Below are 18,233 nucleotides of genomic sequence, written 5' to 3'. Positions count from 1 at the left end.
ATTTAGCAAGTGCGAAACCAAAGGAGCATGGCACCCTCTTACCAAGACCAGTACTTAACTGTTAAAGCAACGAGTAGGCAAGGAAAGAGGATGATCACAGTGAAGAGCAAAAAGTTAAATGCATAGAACTCTGGATCTTGAAAAAATTTAGTTATCATTTTCTTTAGTGACATGTTGGCGCTCCTGGCGCTGGACTCCACATCATATACACGCGGTAGACGATTGTAGCAGTTCCAATAATTAAAAATAGGTAAGGGACACCAGCTTGAATTCTACTTGGGAATTTTATCTTTCTAATGGCACTTGGCCCAAATAATAGTCCCGGAAGTGTTCCTAGCCAAAAGAAGAATACAAAGAGTGCTGCTAGTGCAGGTGAGGCCGCACTTATCGCTAGTGCTAACATCGCCCATAAAAGCCCACATGGAAGAAGAACACTGATGCTTCCAATTGAAAAATTAAAGAGGTGAGGTTTATTTCCAACTTTCTTTGAAATCTTTGGCCAAAGCTTGGCATTCAAGTTGTGTAATTTTTGTGAAACTGTTTGAGCAAATTTGAAATTTGAGAATTTAAAAAGCCTTTTAAGTCCCATCCAAATTAAGATCAAACCAATACTCAAACCTGAAAAAAGCATAAGATATGGGTTTGATTTGATATCTAAGATTGTAAAGCCAAGCACCGGGATAACCAGTGCTGTGGCCATGTAGCCCAGAAGTCTTCCTACTTGGTAGGACATGTTTTGACTAAAGGACTTAGAGACGGCCATGGTAATTCCGCCACACATTCCCACGCAGTGGAAATTAGCAACAAGCCCCATTGTAAGACCTGCGCTTATGATAACGTATGGAGAGATTCCCTGTAGACTACTTAACTGGTCCAACGAGTACCGCCTCTTTAATGATCTCTTCATTTGTGTCGAGATCTTTTATGATGAAATTAAATTTTAAGCTTCCGTTAGTTAGTACTTCATTGTTAAAGACGATGAAGACAATTTTTCTTTCGTGATTCGATTTGAAAACGAAAGGGTTTCTTGGCATTTTTAACTCGTAAGAGCCTTCTTTAATACCTTGGACTGCAACTTCGATATTTCTTTCGACAATATCACCACTTTGTTCAATAACGATATGAAAGTGGTTTCTTGTTGTCGTCGGAGAACTTACCGTAAACGGTGTTCCTGGCCCTCTTAGAACTGTCGTTGTGATCCCTTGTGATAAAGAAAGACTATAAACAAATCCGATGATTAGACCTATAAGAACAACAAGGTAGCCGATATTTCTAATTGAAAAAATATGGCGGCCCTTTCCTTCAATATTACTTTGAGTGTCGTAACGAATGAGCCCTTTTGGTCGATTCGTTTTTAACATGATGTCGTCACATGCATCGATACAATTTGTACAAGCGATACATTCTAGTTGGACACCACGTCTGATATCAATTCCTGTTGGACAGGCCTTAACACAAGCATAGCAGTTGATACAATCACCATGCTCTTCAGGTTTCATTCCTGGTTGACGTCTTGGCTCTCCACGTCTTTCATCATATAGAATTGCCAGTGAATTCTCATCCATAATTACAGACTGCATTCTTCCGTAAGGACAAGCGATAATACAAAACTGCTCTCTAAACCAACCGAAGTCTAAAAGGACAATTGTTGTAATAAGGAGCATGATTGTGAATAGAGTGAAGTTCTCTGCTGGGTTTTGGAAACTAACAGAGAGTAGGTGATGTGTTCCTACAAAGTATCCCAGAAATGTATGTGAGATATGTAGAGAGACGGCAAGGAAAGCAATCCACTTAAGTGATTTCTTAATAACTTTCTCTTTCGTCCACGGCCCTTCAGCTAATTTCTTTCTCGCTCTTGGCTTCCCTTCAATAAGGGCCTCAAGCTTGAGGAAAATAGATGAGATAAAAACTGTTTGAGGACATGCCCAACCACACCAAACGCGCCCAAAAATACTTGTGATAAACCCGATAAAAAATAGAAAACCGAGTATCACAAATATTAAAATAGGCGCATTGTGGGCATAAAATTTGTATGTAAAGAATGAAAACTCTCTGGCCGGGATATTAAGGAGAATCATTTGTTCTCCTTGAATATATATCCACGGCAAGACGAGATAGACAAAAATTAGAAACCAATAGAATATCTCACGCCTGGTTTTCCAGATACCTTTTACTTCTTCTGGAAACAGGAAGACGCGGTGTCCACTGTCATCAGTTGTACCTAGTCTCGATTCGTGTAATTCAAATTGTGATTTCTTTGCCATTTCTTTCTCTTTTAATTTTTATTCGCTAAGTAGCTCACCTTGTGGCTCTTTAGCTTTTGCAGGAGTTGTTCCTTGCAGTGCTATTACATGGTCAGTAACGGCCATGATGTCTTCCTTACTTAGGATGTCTCCCCAAGCAGGCATCCCCATATCTTCATTACCATGAACAACAAACTTATAGATTTGTTCTGGATCAAGTTTAGTAATATTAATCCAGTGTTTATCTGTTAAGTTTGGACCGATATCCCCACCACCATCGTCAAGGTGGCAAGCTGCACAGTTTTCAATAAAGACAGTGTTACCAAGTTCTTTTGCAGCAGGTGTTGCTACGTAGCTATCGTATGCTTGGATATCAAAGTTTGCAGTATTTGCTGCTTCAGCATCGATGATCTTTTGCATTTGCGCCATATCCATTTTGTATGTATCCAAAAGAGTTGGCCCGTCCATTAGGACGTAATACATAAAGTATGGGATAGAGAAGATAAATGAAAGTGCCCAAACACCTGTCCACCAGCTAGGTAGAGGGTGGTTAAGCTCTTGAATACCATCGTATTCATGATCCATAACAAGATCTTTCTCATCTTCAAGTACGATATTTTCTTGCTTCGATTTGTTATTTTCGTTAGTCATTGTTGCTTCCTTTGTTTTCATTAACGACTGCCTCGCCGTCAGAAAGTGCATTGTTGGCAACTTCTTCATAAAGCTCTTTTGAGCCCGGTCTCATTGACCAGAAGAAGGCGCCCAAGAAGATGGCCGCGAAAATGAATAGCGACACTGCTGGCATCCATTCCCACGGCATATTTTGCATTACTTCAGATTTCATCTCTATTCCTCTGACTTCGATTCTTTTGTATCGACCCCAAGTCTTTGTAGATACGCAATTAGTGCGATGATTTCCTTATCTTGCATTTTCATTGGAACACCAAACTCATTTAAACCTTTAGTGATTTGAGTTGCTTGCTCCATTGCAAGATCAATTGCATTTGTTACTTCATCTTCGCTATATGGAGTACCTAGGGCAACCATAACGTCCATTTTCTTCGGAAGCATTTTGAAGTTAACTTTCTTCTTAGTTAGCCAATCATAATTAGGCATGATTGATCCAGCAGTTACTTCACGTGGATTGATCATGTGACGGTAGTGCCACATATCATTGTATTTTCCACCAACGCGAGCAAGGTCTGGTCCAATACGACGTGATCCCCATTGGAATGGCCTATCGTATACAGATTCCGCAGCAGTTGAAGGGTTTCCGTAACGTAGTTTCTCAGCAACTGTTGGACGAATTTGTTGAGAGTGACATACGTAACATCCTTCTTTAACGAAGATATCTCGTCCCATAAGCTCTAGTGGAGTGTATGGTTTAACTCTTGGGTCTACTTCGACAAATTTATTTGAAAGCATTGAAGGGATAATTTCAATTGCTCCACCAACAACGATTGCAATTAAAGTTAGAACAGTAAAAGTTACAGGAAGCCCCTCAAGCTTTCTGTGAGTTTCAGCATTCGCATCTTCAGGGTGAGCTGAAATAGGTGCCGCTTTAAACACTTCTTGTGATTCTTCTTTGTCTTTGTTTGCATACTTAGCTTTCTTATAAGTCATCCATAGGTTGAAGATCATTAAGAAGAAACCAAGTAAAACAAATACACCACCAAATGCACGTACCCAGTACATTGGAATAACTTTAATAACTGTTTCAATGAAGTTAGGGTAAACAAGTTTTCCTGTAGCATCTACTGCACGCCACATTAGACCTTGAGTAATACCAGCAACCCACATTGACATCATATAAAGTAGAAGACCGATTGTTGCTAACCAGAATTGTGCGTTTGCAATTTTCTTAGAGTATAGCTCTGTCTTCCATAGTTTTTCGACACAGTAATAAAGGACACCAACAATTAGCATGTAGTTCCAACCGATTGTACCAGCGTGTACGTGACCTACAACCCAGTCAGTGAAGTGACCAATATAGTTTACCGATTTAATTGAAAGTAGTGGACCTTCAAAAGTTGCCATACCGTAGAAAGTTACAGCAGTAGCAAAGTACTTTAAGATTGGTTCAGTTCTAACTCTATCCCAAACACCTCTTAGTGTTAGAAGAAAGTTGATCATCCCACCCCAAGAAGGCATCCATAGGATAATTGAAAAAGTCATACCAAGTGTCTGTACCCAATCTGGAACAGATGAGTATAGAAGGTGGTGAGGACCTGCCCAAATATAAATAAATACTAAAGACCAGTAGTGGATAATCGAAAGTCTATATGAATAGATTGGACGATTAGCTGTTTTTGGTAAGAAGTAGTAGATGATACCTAAGAACGGAGTTGTTAGGAAGAAGGCAACAGCGTTGTGCCCATACCACCATTGAACAATCGCATCTTGAACACCAGCGTAAACAGGATAAGACTTTAAAAAGCTAACTGGTACAGAAAGAGAGTTAAAGATGTGAAGAACAGCAATTGTTACAATTGTTGCAATGTAGAACCAAAGGGCCACATACATATGACGTTCACGTCTCTTAATTAGCGTACCAATGAAGTTTACTGCAAAGACAACCCAAATAACTGCAATGGCAATATCAATTGGCCATTCTAGTTCGGCATACTCTTTCCCTGTTGTAATACCTAGTGGTAGTGTTAGTGCTGCTGAAACAATAATCAGCTGCCATCCCCAAAAGTGTACCCAAGATAAGAAATCTGAAAAGATTCTCGCCTTACATAACCTTTGAGTTGAATAATAAACCCCAAGAAACATCCCGTTTCCAACAAATGCAAAAATTGCAGCATTTGTGTGAAGTGGTCTTAGACGGCCAAAAGTTGTCCATTCTATACCTAGGTTAAGTTTCCAATAGGCCAATTGAAAAGCGATGAAAACACCCATAAATAGTGCAATCGCCCCCCAGAAAACTGTCGCCATTAGAAAAGCTTTCGATATCTTATCGTTATACGAGAACTCTTCTAGATTGGCATTCGTACTCATGCTCATAATCATTCTTCCTTTTTTTGGTTGTGAACAATATTATTATTCTCTTCTTCAAATAAAACTCTAATGGATGGCGTATCCAAGTCATCATATTGACCTGACTTAGTTGCCCAAATAAAAATCAATAGGAATCCTACTGCTAAGAATATTGCAATTGGTAATAGAACGATAATGACTTCCATCAGCTTTTTCCTTTATTTTTTAACATTCTCTTATCAAATCCAATTAATGGCAATGTACTTGAGAGAAGAACTGTTAAAGAACTGATAGGCATTAAGATCGCAGCATGCAGAGGAGTAATGATATGCATAAGCGCTAATGTAATTCCTACAATATTATATGTAACTGCAAACATAATATTTCGGCGTAAAGTACCTTTCACATTACGTGCAACTTTAAATAAGACTTTTATTAAATTTAGATCTTCTTGTGGCAGATAGATATCGCAGCTTCTAAGGGCAATATCGGCCTGTGCACCAATAGCAATGGACACGTTAGACTTAATCATGGCCAAGGCATCATTGTCGCCATCACCAACAAAGACAACGTTTTCTAGCTTGTCAGCAAGCTCTAGCTTCTGTTCTGGGCTTTGTTCGATATAGAGGCTAGTCTCATTAATTCCGGCTTCACTTGCGATCTTTTTGGCCATCTCTGAGGCATCACCTGTTGAGAGGTGAATATCGATACCTCGTTGTTGTAAGAAGCTAACGAGATCCTTTGATTCAGGTCTGATACTATCTTCGATCTTGAAAGTTGCAATGACTTCGCTATTTGCATAAAGTGCAATCTCGCCGTCAAGAAGGCCTTTTCCGATAAAGTAAGTTATTTCATCAATTTGTGCCTGAACACCTTTTCCAGTGACAACTTCAGCAACAATATCTGCATACTTTAAAAGACTCTCGTTCGATATTTTTTGTTTTGAGTATTTTTTTAAAGCAAAGGCGATAGGGTGTTGGGCCGCTCGTTCAAGTGTGAATGTTAAGGCAAGAACCTCTTCATCACTCATTTGTGAGTGATTCGAAAATGAGCTAACCGCAAATTTCCCCTTTGTCAGAGTTCCTGTCTTATCAAAGATGATATTCTTGGCATTATTTAACTCTTCAAGGCTCAATTCGTTTTTAACGTAGATTCCGTATGACTTAAGTTTATTAATTCGAGTTGCAACTACGATTGGTGTGGCCATGGCAAAAGCACATGGGCAGCCAACAATTAAAATTGCTAGGATGACTTCAAATGATCTTGAGAGGTCTCCTGTCACTAAGCCTTGAGTAAGGGCCACGATACTTAGAAGGATAATTCCAATTGTAAAATAGCGTGAGATCTTTTGTGCCCAAACATTGGCAGGATTTTTTACAATTGTATTATTTTCAATAGCAGAAAGATTCTTTCCTAGTTTTGTTTGTGTTCCAATGGCACTAATTTCAAGTGCTAGGTCATTGCTTAGGCTTACTGCTCCTGCTGCAATGAAGTCACCTTTATTGACTACTAATGGGCGGCTTTCCCCAGTGTTGATTGAGTTAAGAATAAGGGCCTTCTCACTAGCAAGCCTTCCGTCATAGATAATTCTTTCATCTTCTTCAAAGACAACGTGATCTCCAACTTCTACCTCGTTAGAAAAAACATGCTTAATTGCACCGCCAACAATCTTCTTCACACCTGTGTTTAGAAAGAGTGAAGAGATCCCCTTTGTTGACATGGACTTTTGAGTCAGCATTTTTACAAAGTAGCGAGAAAGTAGAATTAGAAAGATAAGTGTTGTGATTGAATCAAAGTAAACTGGGCCCGACTCTCTAAAGAAATTTATTGCTGAAAGTAAGAATCCAAAGACAATGGCCATGGCCAGTGGAATATCAACATTTGTGCTTCTTAGTCTAATTGCGCTAACACTATTCACTAGAATAGGCTTTGCACTATAGAGAATGACCGGAAGACAAAATGCAAAACTGATTCCATCAAATAACTTAACGTAATCACCAGTTGCTCCAGCATAGTTGGATACCGCATAGATCATGATATTACTCATGGCCGAAGCAGCGACTCCAATTTGCAGAATATCGCGACGATCACTTAATTTCTTTTCCTGATCTTTTTCAATATTAAATGGGTGAGGAGTGTAGCCAAGTTGCGCAAGTGTCGCAGCAAGCTTTGCAATCGAATATGGCCTCTTTGTATCAATTGTGAAGCTACCTAAGTTGTTTCCAATATTGACCTGGGCCTCGATGACCGAGTTTTCTAATTTTGAAATTCTTTCAATAAGCCAGATACAGGCAAAGCAGTGGACACCCTCTAATAGGAAGTGAACCTTAAGCTTATCTTCTTCAATTGTGACGTATTCACGAATGAAGGCTTCGCTATCCATATATTCAAACTTACTTTTCGAGTTACTAGGACGCTCTTTTAAGCTATTTGCTTGAGAGCCTTGCTCATTTTGATAACGGTAAAAGTCTTCAAGGTTATTACTAAGAAGCAGAGAGTGGACACTCATACACCCGTAGCAACAAAACTTTTCCAATTTGCCATCTCTTTCATTAGTGATGAGCTCACCAGGGGCAATTTCTTCAGAGCAGTGAAGGCACACTTCTGCCTCGCAAGACTGACTCTTGCTTGTGATACTTTGGATATCCATCTCTCTATTCTTGTTAGTTATCTTTTTTTTATAAACTTAAAATAGTAAAACTTTAATAAACGCCTTCAGCTCTTTTCTCTAGTTCTACAGCGTCCTTGATGATGATTAACTTACCATTCTGATCAATTAGCCCATCCTTTCTGTATTCAGAAATAATGCGAATGAGTGTTTCATTGGCCGTACCGATCATCGTGGCCATTTCTTCTCTTGTTAGCTTAAGTTCGATTTGAACTTCGCCGTTGATAAGAGTGTTACCGTGAGTCTTGGCAAGGTCGAGGAGAAGTCTAGCAATTCTCTCGCGAACATTCTTTTGGTGAAAAGCACTTGAGCGCTCTTCAGCAATTCCCATGTCGCGACTTAATTTATTAATTAGTTCAAGAGCGATTGCCGGTTTATCATTAATTAATTTTAATAAGCTTGGTTTATCAATAAAGCATACAGAAACATTATCAATGGCCGTTGCCGTTCCATTGAAGTCTTGAGCAGTAAATAGTGATCTGTGACCGATAACATCTCCATGTTGAGCAATTCTTACAATTGTCTCTTTTCCATCAGAGCCTGTCTTTGTCAGCTTAATATTACCTGACTGAACACAGTAGATTCCCGCAGGGCGATTTCCCTGAGAAAATAGCTTTTCACCACGTTTAAATTTTAGAGAAGAAGCTGTAAGTGACACTTTAGCGGCTTCATCATTTGATAACCCACAGAAGATTCCTAACTCTCTTGATGGGCAATCTACACACTGTCTCTTTTCCATAATCTATACCTTTTCTTGGTTAAATCCATCTTATCACTTCATATATCTAAATTAAATAAGTTATAGGGGAAATAATATGACGAATATCATGTTTTCGTGTTAGAAGTGCTTTTTCTTCTTAATATTTTTAGTTATTTACTGTTGTGCAGTACAAACTTTAGATTTAGGTTAACAACTTATGTTAAATAGCTTAAATTAAAGGCTTATTTGATATAATGGCGGATATATGAGCGACAAAAAACACGAAGATAAATTACCAGCAACAGATGTAATCTCTTTAATTCTTAAGGAATCTAAGGCCTACACTTCGATGGAGCTAGTAAATAGCTATATCTCTAAGGGAGAGAGCCTTGAGAAACTTCCTGTTCAGCCTCTTTATGTATCCGTTAAGGCCCTGCCAATCGAAGTAAAGTCTCATGCTCTTAAATTACTTTCTAAAGAGCAAAGAGAAACCTTCTACGATATAGACCTTTGGTCAAAAGATGAACTCGATGTCAATGAATTCACATCTTGGGTGAGCACTGTTGCCAAGTGCCCAGATGAAGAAATTCGCTATGAATTCGTCAAGTCAGATCAGTTCATTCTTTTCCTTAAAGGACGCTTCAATGTTTGGACCTTTGATGTTGAAGATCCTCTATATCCTGATGATCACGACAATTACTTCTTAACAGAAGATAATCTTCTTCTTTTTGAATTTGATGAAGATTGCGATATTGTTGATGAGGTTCGCCAACTCATCAAGGACCTCTACACTGAAGTTGGTGTTGAAGCCGCTTACCAGCACCTCTTTAAAATGATCTCTGAAGATTATATGATCTATAACGAGAATCAGTACCAAGATAAGAAAGAAAGGCTTAGAGACTACGGTTTCGTTGATTATTTTGAGGCCCTGCAAGTGGTTAATCCATTTCCTTCAATTGGCCATATCGACCTCTTTATCAATAAGAAGCAGCCTCTAACTGGAAATATTACAACTAAGGGAAAGATGCAAACTCTGCATCAGAACTCGATTATTGCCTTTGAAAAGAATGCTGGAAGTATCCATGATGAGCTCAATAAAGTGGAAGATGAGAAGCGCTTTAGCTACTTACATTTCAACTTTATTCGTATGCTCAATGCAAGTATGGAATACTACGGTGTTTTAAAAGATGGCCCTGTTGCCATGACTCGTATTGGTAATCAAAACCGCGAGCTTATTCTTCTTGGAATGTCTTATATTAAAGATATTCGAAACTTCGGTGATGAAAGCATTTTCGAGTACTTTGATTTCACTGATATCTATAAGATCGGAAACTCACTAATTCGTATCCTACAAAAGGATGTAAAGAAGGCCTTAAGAAATCACCTTTTTGAGGACTCGGAAGAGAACTTCCTAGGGGCTTCATTTGATCTATTCCTAGATGACTTCTTTAGCGACCTTGTGAAGTATCGTGACAATGATAATAAAATTGTTGTGGTAAATAATGTTGAGGTTTGGAAGAAGTTACAAAGTAAGTGCAAGCTTCTTATAGAGCTAATGCCTTTCATTAAGACATTAAAAGAAACTTACCTGTCTCTTAAAGATGACGGCATGCTTTCTGATAATTTCTATCTAAATTACGATATTAACTCAATTGACTTTGAGGCCATAATTCTTTCAACTCTTATCAACTATAGCCTTGATAAATTTGACAAGGATGACTCACGCAAGATGGGTGTTTCAATTGAAGAGTTTAGAGAGTTCTCTAAGAAGTCTAATTTAAGCTCTGGTATTTTCAAGAATGATTATATTACGCAAAAGGTGGCCGGCTTTGCTCAAACCTTTGGCCTTGATCAGATTGAGAATATTAATGAGTATATCCTGAAAATATTACACGACCATTTATCGGGTTATGAATTCGCTGATCTTCGCGATGATGAATTCAAACACGTTGGTGGGCCTATTATTTTTAATACGTTAAGCTAGACTAATTCTCGATATTAGCTTTGGCTAATGTTTGAAGTCGTGTGTTTCTTACATAGTTGTAAAATTTTCTCTCCCATTAGCATGCGATTAATGGCAATATGCCTTATCAAATTGAGAGGGAGATGAATATGAAATCATTGATGAAATTACTTCTTTTAACCGTTGTTACCACGACTTCACTTATGGCAGCACAGGTTAAACTTGTTCACATTACAAATGATGAAGATAAGAGCTTCTATCATCTAGGTGTAAATGTTGATGAGGAAATCGGAGAGGTTACATCAGTCTATAAGAAGGAGTTCTCTGATAAGGGGAAAATCATCGGAACTGACACTTATTCACTAGAGCAAGTGATGAAAGGTGTTGTCTTAGTTAGAAGAAGCGATCGTGATGTTGTTAGGATTACTGTTAGTAACCTAAATCCATCAGACGGTGGTGATATTGAAATTGATACTCTTTATAGTGGTGTTAATGATAGTCGAAAAAAGTATTCGGCATCAGTTGAAAGAGTTGGAGAAGACTGGCTTTTTAACTTTGAAAATAGAAAGACTAAGAATCTTCACTTCATCTCAAATAAAGTATTCCTAATTGGTGTTGTTGGAATCAAGGACATCAAAAGAAAATAATAAAAAAGGCGAACATTGTTCGCCTTTTTTATTTCGTTTCTAAAATCTTAATAAATTCTTTTAAAAATGCAGGCCTATTCTTATAGCTTAAAGTGGTCATATAGATATTCATATTCTTAAGTCCACTAACAGGCTCTGTAACAAAATTATCGTGCTTAGAAAGCGTGTGATCAGGCACAACTGCAATTCCAACACCGTGCTTTACAAGGGCCTTGATACTCTCAAGTGAGTCCACAACAATCTTCTTAGGCGGTGCCTTTGTCGAGAGCTTATGAAGATGGTCTAGCTCACTAAAAACAATCCACGTATGTTCGTGAAGCTTTCTCTTGTTAATTGTTTCGTTTGAAATAATGACGAACTTCTCTTCAAAAAGTTTTAAAGAAGAAGTGAGGTCTGATTGAAAATTATCAGTTGAGAAAATGATATCGTAAATACCATCTTCGATTCCACGTCTTAGGGCCGGACTGTCGGCCACGTGAATGAAGATATCTCTCTTATAATTCTTTGCATACTTTGCAAGAATGGGATTAAACCAATTAACTAGAAGCCCATCGAGAATCCCAATATGTACTGGGCGCTCCTGAGTGGTTTCAAAAATATTTCCTAGGCTATCTTCAAATTGGTCAATCGATTTTAGCAACTGCTTGGCCTTCTTCGTAAGAATTACCTTCTTACTCGAACGAATGATAAGTTCCTCATTCATGGACTCTTCAAGGAGTTTAACTTGTCTTGAAACCGCTGATTGTGCAATCTTTAGTTCTGCGGCAGCTTTTGAAAAGCTTAAGTATTTTGCAGTAAGTGTAAACGCCCTGAGGTAACGATAGTCCATTTTTTATTGAACCTCGGCCTTTGGAGGAATCTTTGTTTTGTCTTTTCGCCAAAACTTTCCTTGGAATTCTTCTTGCTGTTTATTTGTCACAATAAAGCCTTCTTCATCATTGATATAATTAAATTGATAATCAATGAGAGTTTCACCTAGATAGAAAGCTGTAAATGGGTCGATAATAACTTCAATATCCATGCTTGGAACAGGGATTAGAAAGTCATCGTCATTTAAGTTGTGAAATCCAATTGAGTACTTGAATCCCTCACATCCTTTACCGCTAATAAGAATTCTTAAGTATTTCCCCTGTAGAGTGAAATCATTTTCAAGCATAAGATTAAGTTGATCTTGTGCTATCTGCGTGAAAGTCAGTTGCGGGAGAATAATTTGCGAGCGGTCGATGTTATAATGCCCAGACTGCTGTACGTTGTCAGATCGATTTTCCATTATGATTTTCCATTAAATTGTGTTGTTAGAGGGCTTTTAGCAAGTAAACGAATCCTTTTCAAGAGGTTTTTCTTGAAATAAATTGGTGGTATAACAAAGCTTATAAAAGGAGCGTTAAATGCTTAAATATATAATCGATATTCCAAACCCTCAGACTCACTTAGTTAATATTTCTTTAGACGCTATGCTTGATAAAAAGGCGAACGAGGTGCGTTTTTACATGCCATCTTGGTCTCCTGGCTCATATTTAATGAGAGAGTACGCTCGAAATATCAAAGAAATCAAAGTCGAGGACTCAAAGGGAAATCGTCTTTTTCATGAACAGGTTTCAAAGAATGAGTGGAGAGTTGATCTTGCTCACCCAAGTTTTCAATCTGCTTCATTTAGTGAAGATGGAAAAATTAGAATTGCCTATACGATCTATTGTCATGAGCTAACTGTTCGTACTTCCCATGTTGATAACACTCATGCTTTCTTACATGGGCCGAGTGTCTTTATCGGTATTGAAGGGGAGACTGGAAGCTCACAAGTTGAAATTAAAATTAATCCTCTGTGGTCAAAGGTGACGACGGCACTAAAAGATATCTCTGAAAAAAGGGACCACTTTATTTATGAAGCGGCCGACTTTGATGAACTACTGGATACGCCAATTGAAATTGGCTGCCATGAAACTTATGGTTTCATGCACCAAGATAAGGAGCACCATATTGCTTTTTATGGTGATTTTGCTCATGCACAAGCGTCACATAAAGTGATGGATAAACTTAATGACGATATCAAGACAATCGTCGAAGAGACGGCAAAGATCGTCGGTGACGAGCTTCCATATGATCATTACTATTTCATCACTCACTTAAGTCCAAGTGGCTTTGGTGGACTTGAGCACTTAGATTCAACAGTTCTGCAATTTTGTCCGTACCACTTGGCCAAAGAGAAAGGCTACAAAGAGTATATGGAGCTTGTTGCTCACGAGTACTTCCACCTTTGGAATGTTAAAAGAATCCGTCCTATTGAGCTAGGGCCATTTGATTATAAGAACGAAAATTATACTCGTATGCACTGGCTAACGGAAGGAATGACAAGCTTTGTTGACCAGTTAATCACTTATCGCAGTGGTTTTTATTCGCTTAAAGAATATCTTGAGTGCATGAAGAAGAATATCAATAACTACCTTGCAACACCTGGGCGCGGTTACCATTCTCTTGAAGACTCATCATTCAATGCATGGATTAAACTTTACCGTGCAGGAGAAAATTTTAAGAACTCATCTGTGAGTTATTATCTAAAGGGTGGACTTGTTTTCTTTATTCTAAATACACTTATGAAGAATGAAGGCAAGGGGATCAACGATCTTGTTCGTGCACTTTGGGCCGACTACAAAGAAAGGCCGGCCGTTGGCTTAACAAAAGAAGGCTTCTTTGAAATTCTAGAAGGCCTTGTTTCTAAAAATGTAAGTGATGAGTTTAGACTCTTTGTTGAAGGTGTGGAAGAGATTGATTTTGAAGATTATCTAAAGCGCATGGGTGCAAGTGTTGAGTGGTCAACGCCTAAATTAGATATTGGCGCAAATATCGCTGAAGAAGGTGGTAAGCTTATCATCAAGTCTATTCGCCAAGATAGCTGTGGGTATAAGGCCGGCCTTAATGCTGGAGATGAACTTATTGCCATTAATTCCCTTAGACTTGATAAGAAGGCCTATGACTCCATTGCAGAGATGTATAAGGAAAATGATCAAATTGATTTCTTAATCGCTCGCACAGGAAAGCTTATGACTTTGAGAGTGACACTTGGAAATGGCCTAAAAGAGATAAAAGAAATCAAGATTGAAGATGAAAAGAAATTAGAAAGTTTCTTAAAATAAAAAATTAATACTCTGTCAGGGCAAGCTTAAATGGCCTGCCCTGATATTCTTCTTCGATAATCTCATAAATAAGCTCACTGTCATTTGGCCCTTGTAAAATACCTTGTTCGATAATTTCAAAGTCAGTTAGGACGAGAATCTTTTCTTTTTCATCATCGTGAAATGGTGAGTAGGCCTTAAATGCCGCTTCTTTTATACACCAGATCTCAAGTGGAGTATGGAGCTTTAGTTCTCTTTCATGAGAGACAAAGTATTTGAATGTACCCTCTCGCATCTTACGATCAGACCACTCAATATCGATACCGACAGATTTTACTTCAGGGTTTGTGCATAGCGCACAGGCTGCAAGCTCTTTGGTGTGGCTAATTGAAACGAGCTTACTCTTATCACCTTCTAAATGTAAGTGGTTGATAATAGATAAATCTTTAAGGCCTGTTAGTGAAGATAAGCAGAAGCGACTTAGTCTGAAGTCGTTGCGCTTGTCGGCCATAAAGCCCTCTGGAAGCTCGCTTTGGCCTAGGTATAAAAATGTACTACGCATGAATTTTTTATTGCTCATCAGCATTTCTTTTGCCATTATGCTCTAATATTAAGTCAATTAAATTAGCCTAAACTTTTGGAGTTAGCAATGTTACCACCGGATGCATATGAAGCAATCGTAAAAATGATCTTTGTTTTAATGGCAGGATGTGTACTTTGTATGTCCAAAATTAAAGCAGCTGAAATCGATCATAATCAGGTGTTTGAAACTCAAATCATCTCACTACAAAAATAAATTTTCATTGGACACAAATCCTCTTTAGTCCTTATAATATAGGTAGTTATCCATCTATACTGCCACGGAGAGGAAGTAAATGAGTGTCCCAAATAATCTAATTGAAGGTTTAAATTTTCTACGTCCCAGAGATAAATCAGGTAAGCATCAAAAAGTAACAGATTACTACGGTGAGAATACGTTTGATATTCAAACGGCCGAGGAAATACCTGATTCAATTAAGGAAGAAATTAACGAGGCAATTCACTCAAACTCTCATATCTCTAAGGCCCAGGCAGAGATCGTTGCTAAGGCCGTAACAAAGTGGGCCCTAGATAAAGGTGCAACTCACTTTTGTCACTGGTTTCAACCACTAACTGGCTCGACTGCTGAAAAGCACGATGCTTTCTTAGACTTCGATTACTCAACAGGAAGACCTATTGAGAAATTATCTGCAAGTCAGTTAATTCAAGGTGAGCCCGATGCTTCATCTTTTCCAAATGGTGGATCACGCTCGACATTTGAGGCCCGCGGTTATACTGCATGGGACTTAACTTCACCAATGTTCTTGATCGGAACGGGAGAGTCAAAAACTCTTTGTATTCCAACGGCCTTTGTTTCATACCATGGTGAGGCCCTCGATATTAAAACTCCACTTCTTCGTTCGGTTTCTACTCTTGGAGAAAGTGCAAAGAAATTCTTTCATTTAACGGGGGAGACGAATGTTGATCGCGTGATTGTAACGTGTGGAGCTGAACAAGAATATTTTCTCGTTGATAAGAGTTATTATAATTTAAGAGAAGATTTGGTTATGACTGGACGTACGCTTTTTGGTGCGCCTTCAACTAAGAACCAACAATTAGATGACCACTACTTTGGTGCAATCAATGAGCGCGTTTTAGCATTTATGGAAGAGCTTGATTATGAGCTTCATAAATTAGGGATTCCTGCCAAGACTCGTCACAATGAAGTTGCCCCAGGACAATTTGAGCTTGCGCAAATCTTTAGAGATGCAAACGTTTCGGCCGATAATAACCACATGGTTATGGCCACGATTGAAAACGTTGCCATCCGTCACGGTTTTGTTGCTCTCTTACATGAGAAACCATTTGCTGGGATTAATGGTTCAGGTAAACACCTAAACTGGTCACTTGCAAGTGATAGTGGAATCAATCTTCTTGATCCAGGAAGTGAGCCACATCAAAACTATCGTTTCTTGGCCTTCACTTCTGTTGTTATCGCAGCAGTACATCGCCATGCTAAGCTTTTAAGGGCCTCAATTGCTTCTCATAGTAATGACCATCGTCTTGGCGCAAATGAAGCACCTCCTTCGATCATTTCAGTTTTTACAGGTTCAACAATTGAAAGAATTTTTAAGGCCATCAAAGAAGGTGAAGAATTTTCTCCAGAGTCACAAACTATTCTCGATCTTGGAGCAGGAGCACTTGCTAAGCTTCCAAAAGATAATACGGATAGAAATAGAACCTCGCCATTTGCCTTTACTGGAAATAAATTTGAATTCCGTGCATGTGGTTCAGATCAATCTATTGGTTTCCCATTAACGATTCTTAATGGTGCAGTAGCGGCCGTTTTAGAAGAGGCCAATAATCTACTTGAAGCTAAAACTCGTGATGGTGTCTCAGTTGATCAGGCACTACTTGATATTTGCCATACTTTCATTAATGAATCTTGGGATGTTATCTTCAACGGTGATGGTTATTCACAAGCATGGCTTGAAGAAGCACAAAAGAGAGGACTTCCAAATCTTAAGACAACAGCTGATAGCTTAAATGTTCTTGTGGATAGGGAAGAGACAGCATTTTTAACGAAGCATGGAATTTACCGTGAATCAGAGCTGGATACTCGCTACAATGTTCTTCTTGAAACTTATATTACAAAGCGCACGATTGAATTTAGTACACTATCTAATATGGTGAACCAATTAGTTGTTCCGGCCGCACTAAATTATAAGGCGAAATTAACTTCATCTATTGCAGCTTCTAAGGCCATCAAAATTGAGGCAACAGTAGAGACTGAAATTTTAAAAGATCTTCAATTCTCTCTAGAAGCAGTTTTCGAGCAAAATAGAAATTTAAAAAATGCTCTTGCTGGATTAAGTGAAGTCCATGACGAAGAGAAGGTTGCTCACTCTTTTGCATACGATTTAATGCCAATTAGTGAAATTATTGCTGACCACTGTGGCCGTCTTGAAAGTATTATTCCTGATGACCTGTGGCCTGTACCAACTTATTTTGAAATGTTATTTTTAATTTAAATAAATAAGAAGGCCGTCATGATGACGGCCTTTTTTTATAATTTACCCTGTTCGTTTAATTCTTCTAATTTATCTCGTCCACCAATTCTTTCACCATTGATAAAGATTTGAGGAACCTTTGTTTGCCCAGTAATGGCAAATAGAGATTGATTAGATGTATGTTGGCCTAGAATAATTTCATTATACTTATGGCCTTTCTCTGTTAGAAGCTCCTTTGCTCGGTGACAGTGAGGACAACCTGGGCGTGTGATAATTGCAATGGCCTCCGGTTTTTTTGCTTCTGGGTTTAGGTAATTAAGCATTGTATCCGCATCTGAAACTTCAAATGGGTCACCTGGTTTATCTGGTTCAATAAATGACTTTTCAACAACTCCATCATTAACGACCATCGAATAGCGCCAAGTTCTTGCACCAAATCCAATATCTGATTTATCAACTAATAGGCCAATTCCTTTTGAGAAGTCACCATTTCCGTCTGGAAGAACACCAACTTCTTCAGCGTGTTGGTCTTGGATCCAAGCGTCCATAACAAATGCATCGTTTACCGATAGGACATAGATTGCATCAACACCTTCTTTCTTAATCGCGCCAGCAAGTTCATTGTAGCGTGGAAGGTGAGTCGATGAACATGTTGGTGTATAGGCACCAGGTAGTGAGAAGACTACAACACGTTTACCTTTAAATACTTCATCATATGTTAGATCTACTAATCCTCCATCTTTAAAAACTTTAAATGATGTCTTAGGGACTTGCTTTCCATCAATACTTTCAAATGCCATTATAATTCTCCTTGATTTTGTTTAGTTAGCTTAAGTTGACCATTTTAATTAGTCACCTCATTTGTCTTGTATTTATTATCGTCGGCCTGGCCTA

Annotated in this window: 18 protein-coding genes; 5 read left to right on the top strand and 13 right to left on the bottom strand. The window is 38.5% G+C overall.

All coding sequences use genetic code 11. The features are described 5' to 3' along the window. Positions 1-38: 38 nt before the first annotated feature. From ABMA78_RS00300 to ABMA78_RS00260, 9 genes are read right to left on the bottom strand one after another with little or no spacing between them, the layout of a single operon-like run. Positions 39-173 carry a hypothetical protein gene (locus ABMA78_RS00300; RefSeq protein WP_021266605.1) on the bottom strand — a complete coding sequence of 45 codons (135 nt, stop codon included), beginning with the start codon at positions 171-173 and terminating at the stop codon, positions 39-41. Beyond that, positions 164-877: a sulfite exporter TauE/SafE family protein gene (locus tag ABMA78_RS00295; RefSeq protein WP_392855889.1), complete on the bottom strand. Its 714-nt coding sequence runs from the start codon at positions 875-877 to the stop codon at positions 164-166. Before ABMA78_RS00295 ends, ABMA78_RS00300 begins: the two co-directional genes overlap by 10 nt. Then, positions 861-2,264 carry a cytochrome c oxidase accessory protein CcoG gene (gene ccoG, locus ABMA78_RS00290; RefSeq protein WP_392855886.1) on the bottom strand — a complete coding sequence of 468 codons (1,404 nt, stop codon included), beginning with the start codon at positions 2,262-2,264 and terminating at the stop codon, positions 861-863. The genes ABMA78_RS00295 and ccoG overlap by 17 nt, the downstream gene beginning before the upstream one ends. A gap of 18 nt (positions 2,265-2,282) precedes the next feature. Next, positions 2,283-2,915, bottom strand: coding sequence for a cbb3-type cytochrome c oxidase N-terminal domain-containing protein (locus ABMA78_RS00285; protein ID WP_392855883.1), 633 nt, complete (start codon positions 2,913-2,915; stop codon positions 2,283-2,285). Further along, positions 2,887-3,087: a cbb3-type cytochrome c oxidase subunit 3 gene (locus tag ABMA78_RS00280; protein WP_021267131.1), complete on the bottom strand. Its 201-nt coding sequence runs from the start codon at positions 3,085-3,087 to the stop codon at positions 2,887-2,889. The genes ABMA78_RS00285 and ABMA78_RS00280 overlap by 29 nt, the downstream gene beginning before the upstream one ends. Positions 3,088-3,089: 2 nt before the next feature. Beyond that, positions 3,090-5,243 carry a cytochrome-c oxidase, cbb3-type subunit I gene (gene ccoN, locus ABMA78_RS00275; protein WP_392858003.1) on the bottom strand — a complete coding sequence of 718 codons (2,154 nt, stop codon included), beginning with the start codon at positions 5,241-5,243 and terminating at the stop codon, positions 3,090-3,092. 8 nt (positions 5,244-5,251) lie between these two features. Beyond that, a complete protein-coding gene (ccoS, locus tag ABMA78_RS00270) occupies positions 5,252-5,428 on the bottom strand; it encodes a cbb3-type cytochrome oxidase assembly protein CcoS (RefSeq protein ID WP_392855879.1) in 177 nt (58 codons plus the stop codon). Further along, positions 5,428-7,872, bottom strand: a complete 2,445-nt coding sequence (locus tag ABMA78_RS00265) for a heavy metal translocating P-type ATPase (RefSeq protein ID WP_392855876.1) — start codon at positions 7,870-7,872, stop codon at positions 5,428-5,430. Before ABMA78_RS00265 ends, ccoS begins: the two co-directional genes overlap by 1 nt. 52 nt (positions 7,873-7,924) lie before the next feature. Next, a complete protein-coding gene (locus tag ABMA78_RS00260; protein ID WP_392855873.1) occupies positions 7,925-8,629 on the bottom strand; it encodes a Crp/Fnr family transcriptional regulator in 705 nt (234 codons plus the stop codon). Positions 8,630-8,855: 226 nt separating this feature from the next. Between ABMA78_RS00260 and ABMA78_RS00255 the strand changes: the two genes are divergently transcribed. Together ABMA78_RS00255 and ABMA78_RS00250 are read left to right on the top strand one after the other, a co-directional pair. Beyond that, complete coding sequence (locus ABMA78_RS00255; RefSeq protein WP_392855871.1) at positions 8,856-10,574, top strand: DUF6178 family protein; 1,719 nt, start codon at positions 8,856-8,858, stop codon at positions 10,572-10,574. Between the two features lie 128 nt (positions 10,575-10,702). Further along, positions 10,703-11,200, top strand: a complete 498-nt coding sequence (locus ABMA78_RS00250; RefSeq protein WP_392855869.1) for a hypothetical protein — start codon at positions 10,703-10,705, stop codon at positions 11,198-11,200. Positions 11,201-11,228: 28 nt separating this feature from the next. Here ABMA78_RS00250 and ABMA78_RS00245 read toward each other — a convergent pair whose 3' ends face one another. Further along, entirely contained in the window at positions 11,229-12,029 is an 801-nt protein-coding gene (locus tag ABMA78_RS00245; protein ID WP_392855867.1) for a LysR family transcriptional regulator, read from the bottom strand. Between the two features lie 3 nt (positions 12,030-12,032). Further along, positions 12,033-12,470, bottom strand: coding sequence for a HesB/IscA family protein (locus ABMA78_RS00240; protein ID WP_392855864.1), 438 nt, complete (start codon positions 12,468-12,470; stop codon positions 12,033-12,035). A gap of 118 nt (positions 12,471-12,588) precedes the next feature. Between ABMA78_RS00240 and ABMA78_RS00235 the strand changes: the two genes are divergently transcribed. Next, positions 12,589-14,331 (top strand): M61 family metallopeptidase, encoded by a 1,743-nt coding sequence (locus tag ABMA78_RS00235; RefSeq protein WP_392855863.1) that lies wholly within the window; start codon positions 12,589-12,591, stop codon positions 14,329-14,331. A gap of 4 nt (positions 14,332-14,335) precedes the next feature. On the opposite strand, the gene ABMA78_RS00230 is transcribed toward ABMA78_RS00235, so the two are convergent. Continuing rightward, the gene (locus ABMA78_RS00230; RefSeq protein WP_392855860.1) at positions 14,336-14,908 is read right to left on the bottom strand and encodes a 4'-phosphopantetheinyl transferase family protein; all 573 of its coding nucleotides are present in this window, start codon (positions 14,906-14,908) and stop codon (positions 14,336-14,338) included. A gap of 51 nt (positions 14,909-14,959) precedes the next feature. Between ABMA78_RS00230 and ABMA78_RS00225 the strand changes: the two genes are divergently transcribed. Further along, a complete protein-coding gene (locus tag ABMA78_RS00225) occupies positions 14,960-15,106 on the top strand; it encodes a hypothetical protein (protein ID WP_392855858.1) in 147 nt (48 codons plus the stop codon). A gap of 79 nt (positions 15,107-15,185) precedes the next feature. Then, entirely contained in the window at positions 15,186-17,360 is a 2,175-nt protein-coding gene (locus ABMA78_RS00220; RefSeq protein WP_392855855.1) for a glutamine synthetase III, read from the top strand. Positions 17,361-17,395: 35 nt separating this feature from the next. Here the strand turns inward: ABMA78_RS00220 and ABMA78_RS00215 are convergent, their stop codons facing one another. Next, positions 17,396-18,139: a glutathione peroxidase gene (locus ABMA78_RS00215; protein WP_392855854.1), complete on the bottom strand. Its 744-nt coding sequence runs from the start codon at positions 18,137-18,139 to the stop codon at positions 17,396-17,398. Positions 18,140-18,233 lie beyond the last annotated feature (94 nt).

Origin of the sequence: Halobacteriovorax sp. RZ-2, assembly GCF_043196685.1 — a bacterium.
Classification (GTDB): Bacteria; Bdellovibrionota; Bacteriovoracia; order Bacteriovoracales; family Bacteriovoracaceae; genus Halobacteriovorax_A.
The sequence above is the reverse complement of the archived record's forward strand: the minus strand, read 5'-3'. Positions and strand labels throughout refer to the sequence as shown.

Excerpts from the sequence above, each read along its gene's own strand:
- ABMA78_RS00235 (WP_392855863.1), top strand. The coding sequence starts at position 12,589 with ATGCTTAAATATATAATCGATATTCCAAACCCTCAGACTCACTTAGTT.
- ccoG (WP_392855886.1), bottom strand. The coding sequence starts at position 2,264 with ATGGCAAAGAAATCACAATTTGAATTACACGAATCGAGACTAGGTACA.
- ABMA78_RS00225 (WP_392855858.1), top strand. The coding sequence starts at position 14,960 with ATGTTACCACCGGATGCATATGAAGCAATCGTAAAAATGATCTTTGTT.
- ccoN (WP_392858003.1), bottom strand. The coding sequence starts at position 5,243 with ATGAGTACGAATGCCAATCTAGAAGAGTTCTCGTATAACGATAAGATA.
- ABMA78_RS00240 (WP_392855864.1), bottom strand. The coding sequence starts at position 12,470 with ATGGAAAATCGATCTGACAACGTACAGCAGTCTGGGCATTATAACATC.
- ABMA78_RS00250 (WP_392855869.1), top strand. The coding sequence starts at position 10,703 with ATGAAATCATTGATGAAATTACTTCTTTTAACCGTTGTTACCACGACT.
- ABMA78_RS00220 (WP_392855855.1), top strand. The coding sequence starts at position 15,186 with ATGAGTGTCCCAAATAATCTAATTGAAGGTTTAAATTTTCTACGTCCC.
- ABMA78_RS00245 (WP_392855867.1), bottom strand. The coding sequence starts at position 12,029 with ATGGACTATCGTTACCTCAGGGCGTTTACACTTACTGCAAAATACTTA.
- ABMA78_RS00285 (WP_392855883.1), bottom strand. The coding sequence starts at position 2,915 with ATGAAAACAAAGGAAGCAACAATGACTAACGAAAATAACAAATCGAAG.
- ccoS (WP_392855879.1), bottom strand. The coding sequence starts at position 5,428 with ATGGAAGTCATTATCGTTCTATTACCAATTGCAATATTCTTAGCAGTA.
- ABMA78_RS00280 (WP_021267131.1), bottom strand. The coding sequence starts at position 3,087 with ATGAAATCTGAAGTAATGCAAAATATGCCGTGGGAATGGATGCCAGCA.
- ABMA78_RS00230 (WP_392855860.1), bottom strand. The coding sequence starts at position 14,908 with ATGGCAAAAGAAATGCTGATGAGCAATAAAAAATTCATGCGTAGTACA.
- ABMA78_RS00215 (WP_392855854.1), bottom strand. The coding sequence starts at position 18,139 with ATGGCATTTGAAAGTATTGATGGAAAGCAAGTCCCTAAGACATCATTT.
- ABMA78_RS00255 (WP_392855871.1), top strand. The coding sequence starts at position 8,856 with ATGAGCGACAAAAAACACGAAGATAAATTACCAGCAACAGATGTAATC.
- ABMA78_RS00260 (WP_392855873.1), bottom strand. The coding sequence starts at position 8,629 with ATGGAAAAGAGACAGTGTGTAGATTGCCCATCAAGAGAGTTAGGAATC.
- ABMA78_RS00265 (WP_392855876.1), bottom strand. The coding sequence starts at position 7,872 with ATGGATATCCAAAGTATCACAAGCAAGAGTCAGTCTTGCGAGGCAGAA.
- ABMA78_RS00300 (WP_021266605.1), bottom strand. The coding sequence starts at position 173 with ATGTCACTAAAGAAAATGATAACTAAATTTTTTCAAGATCCAGAGTTC.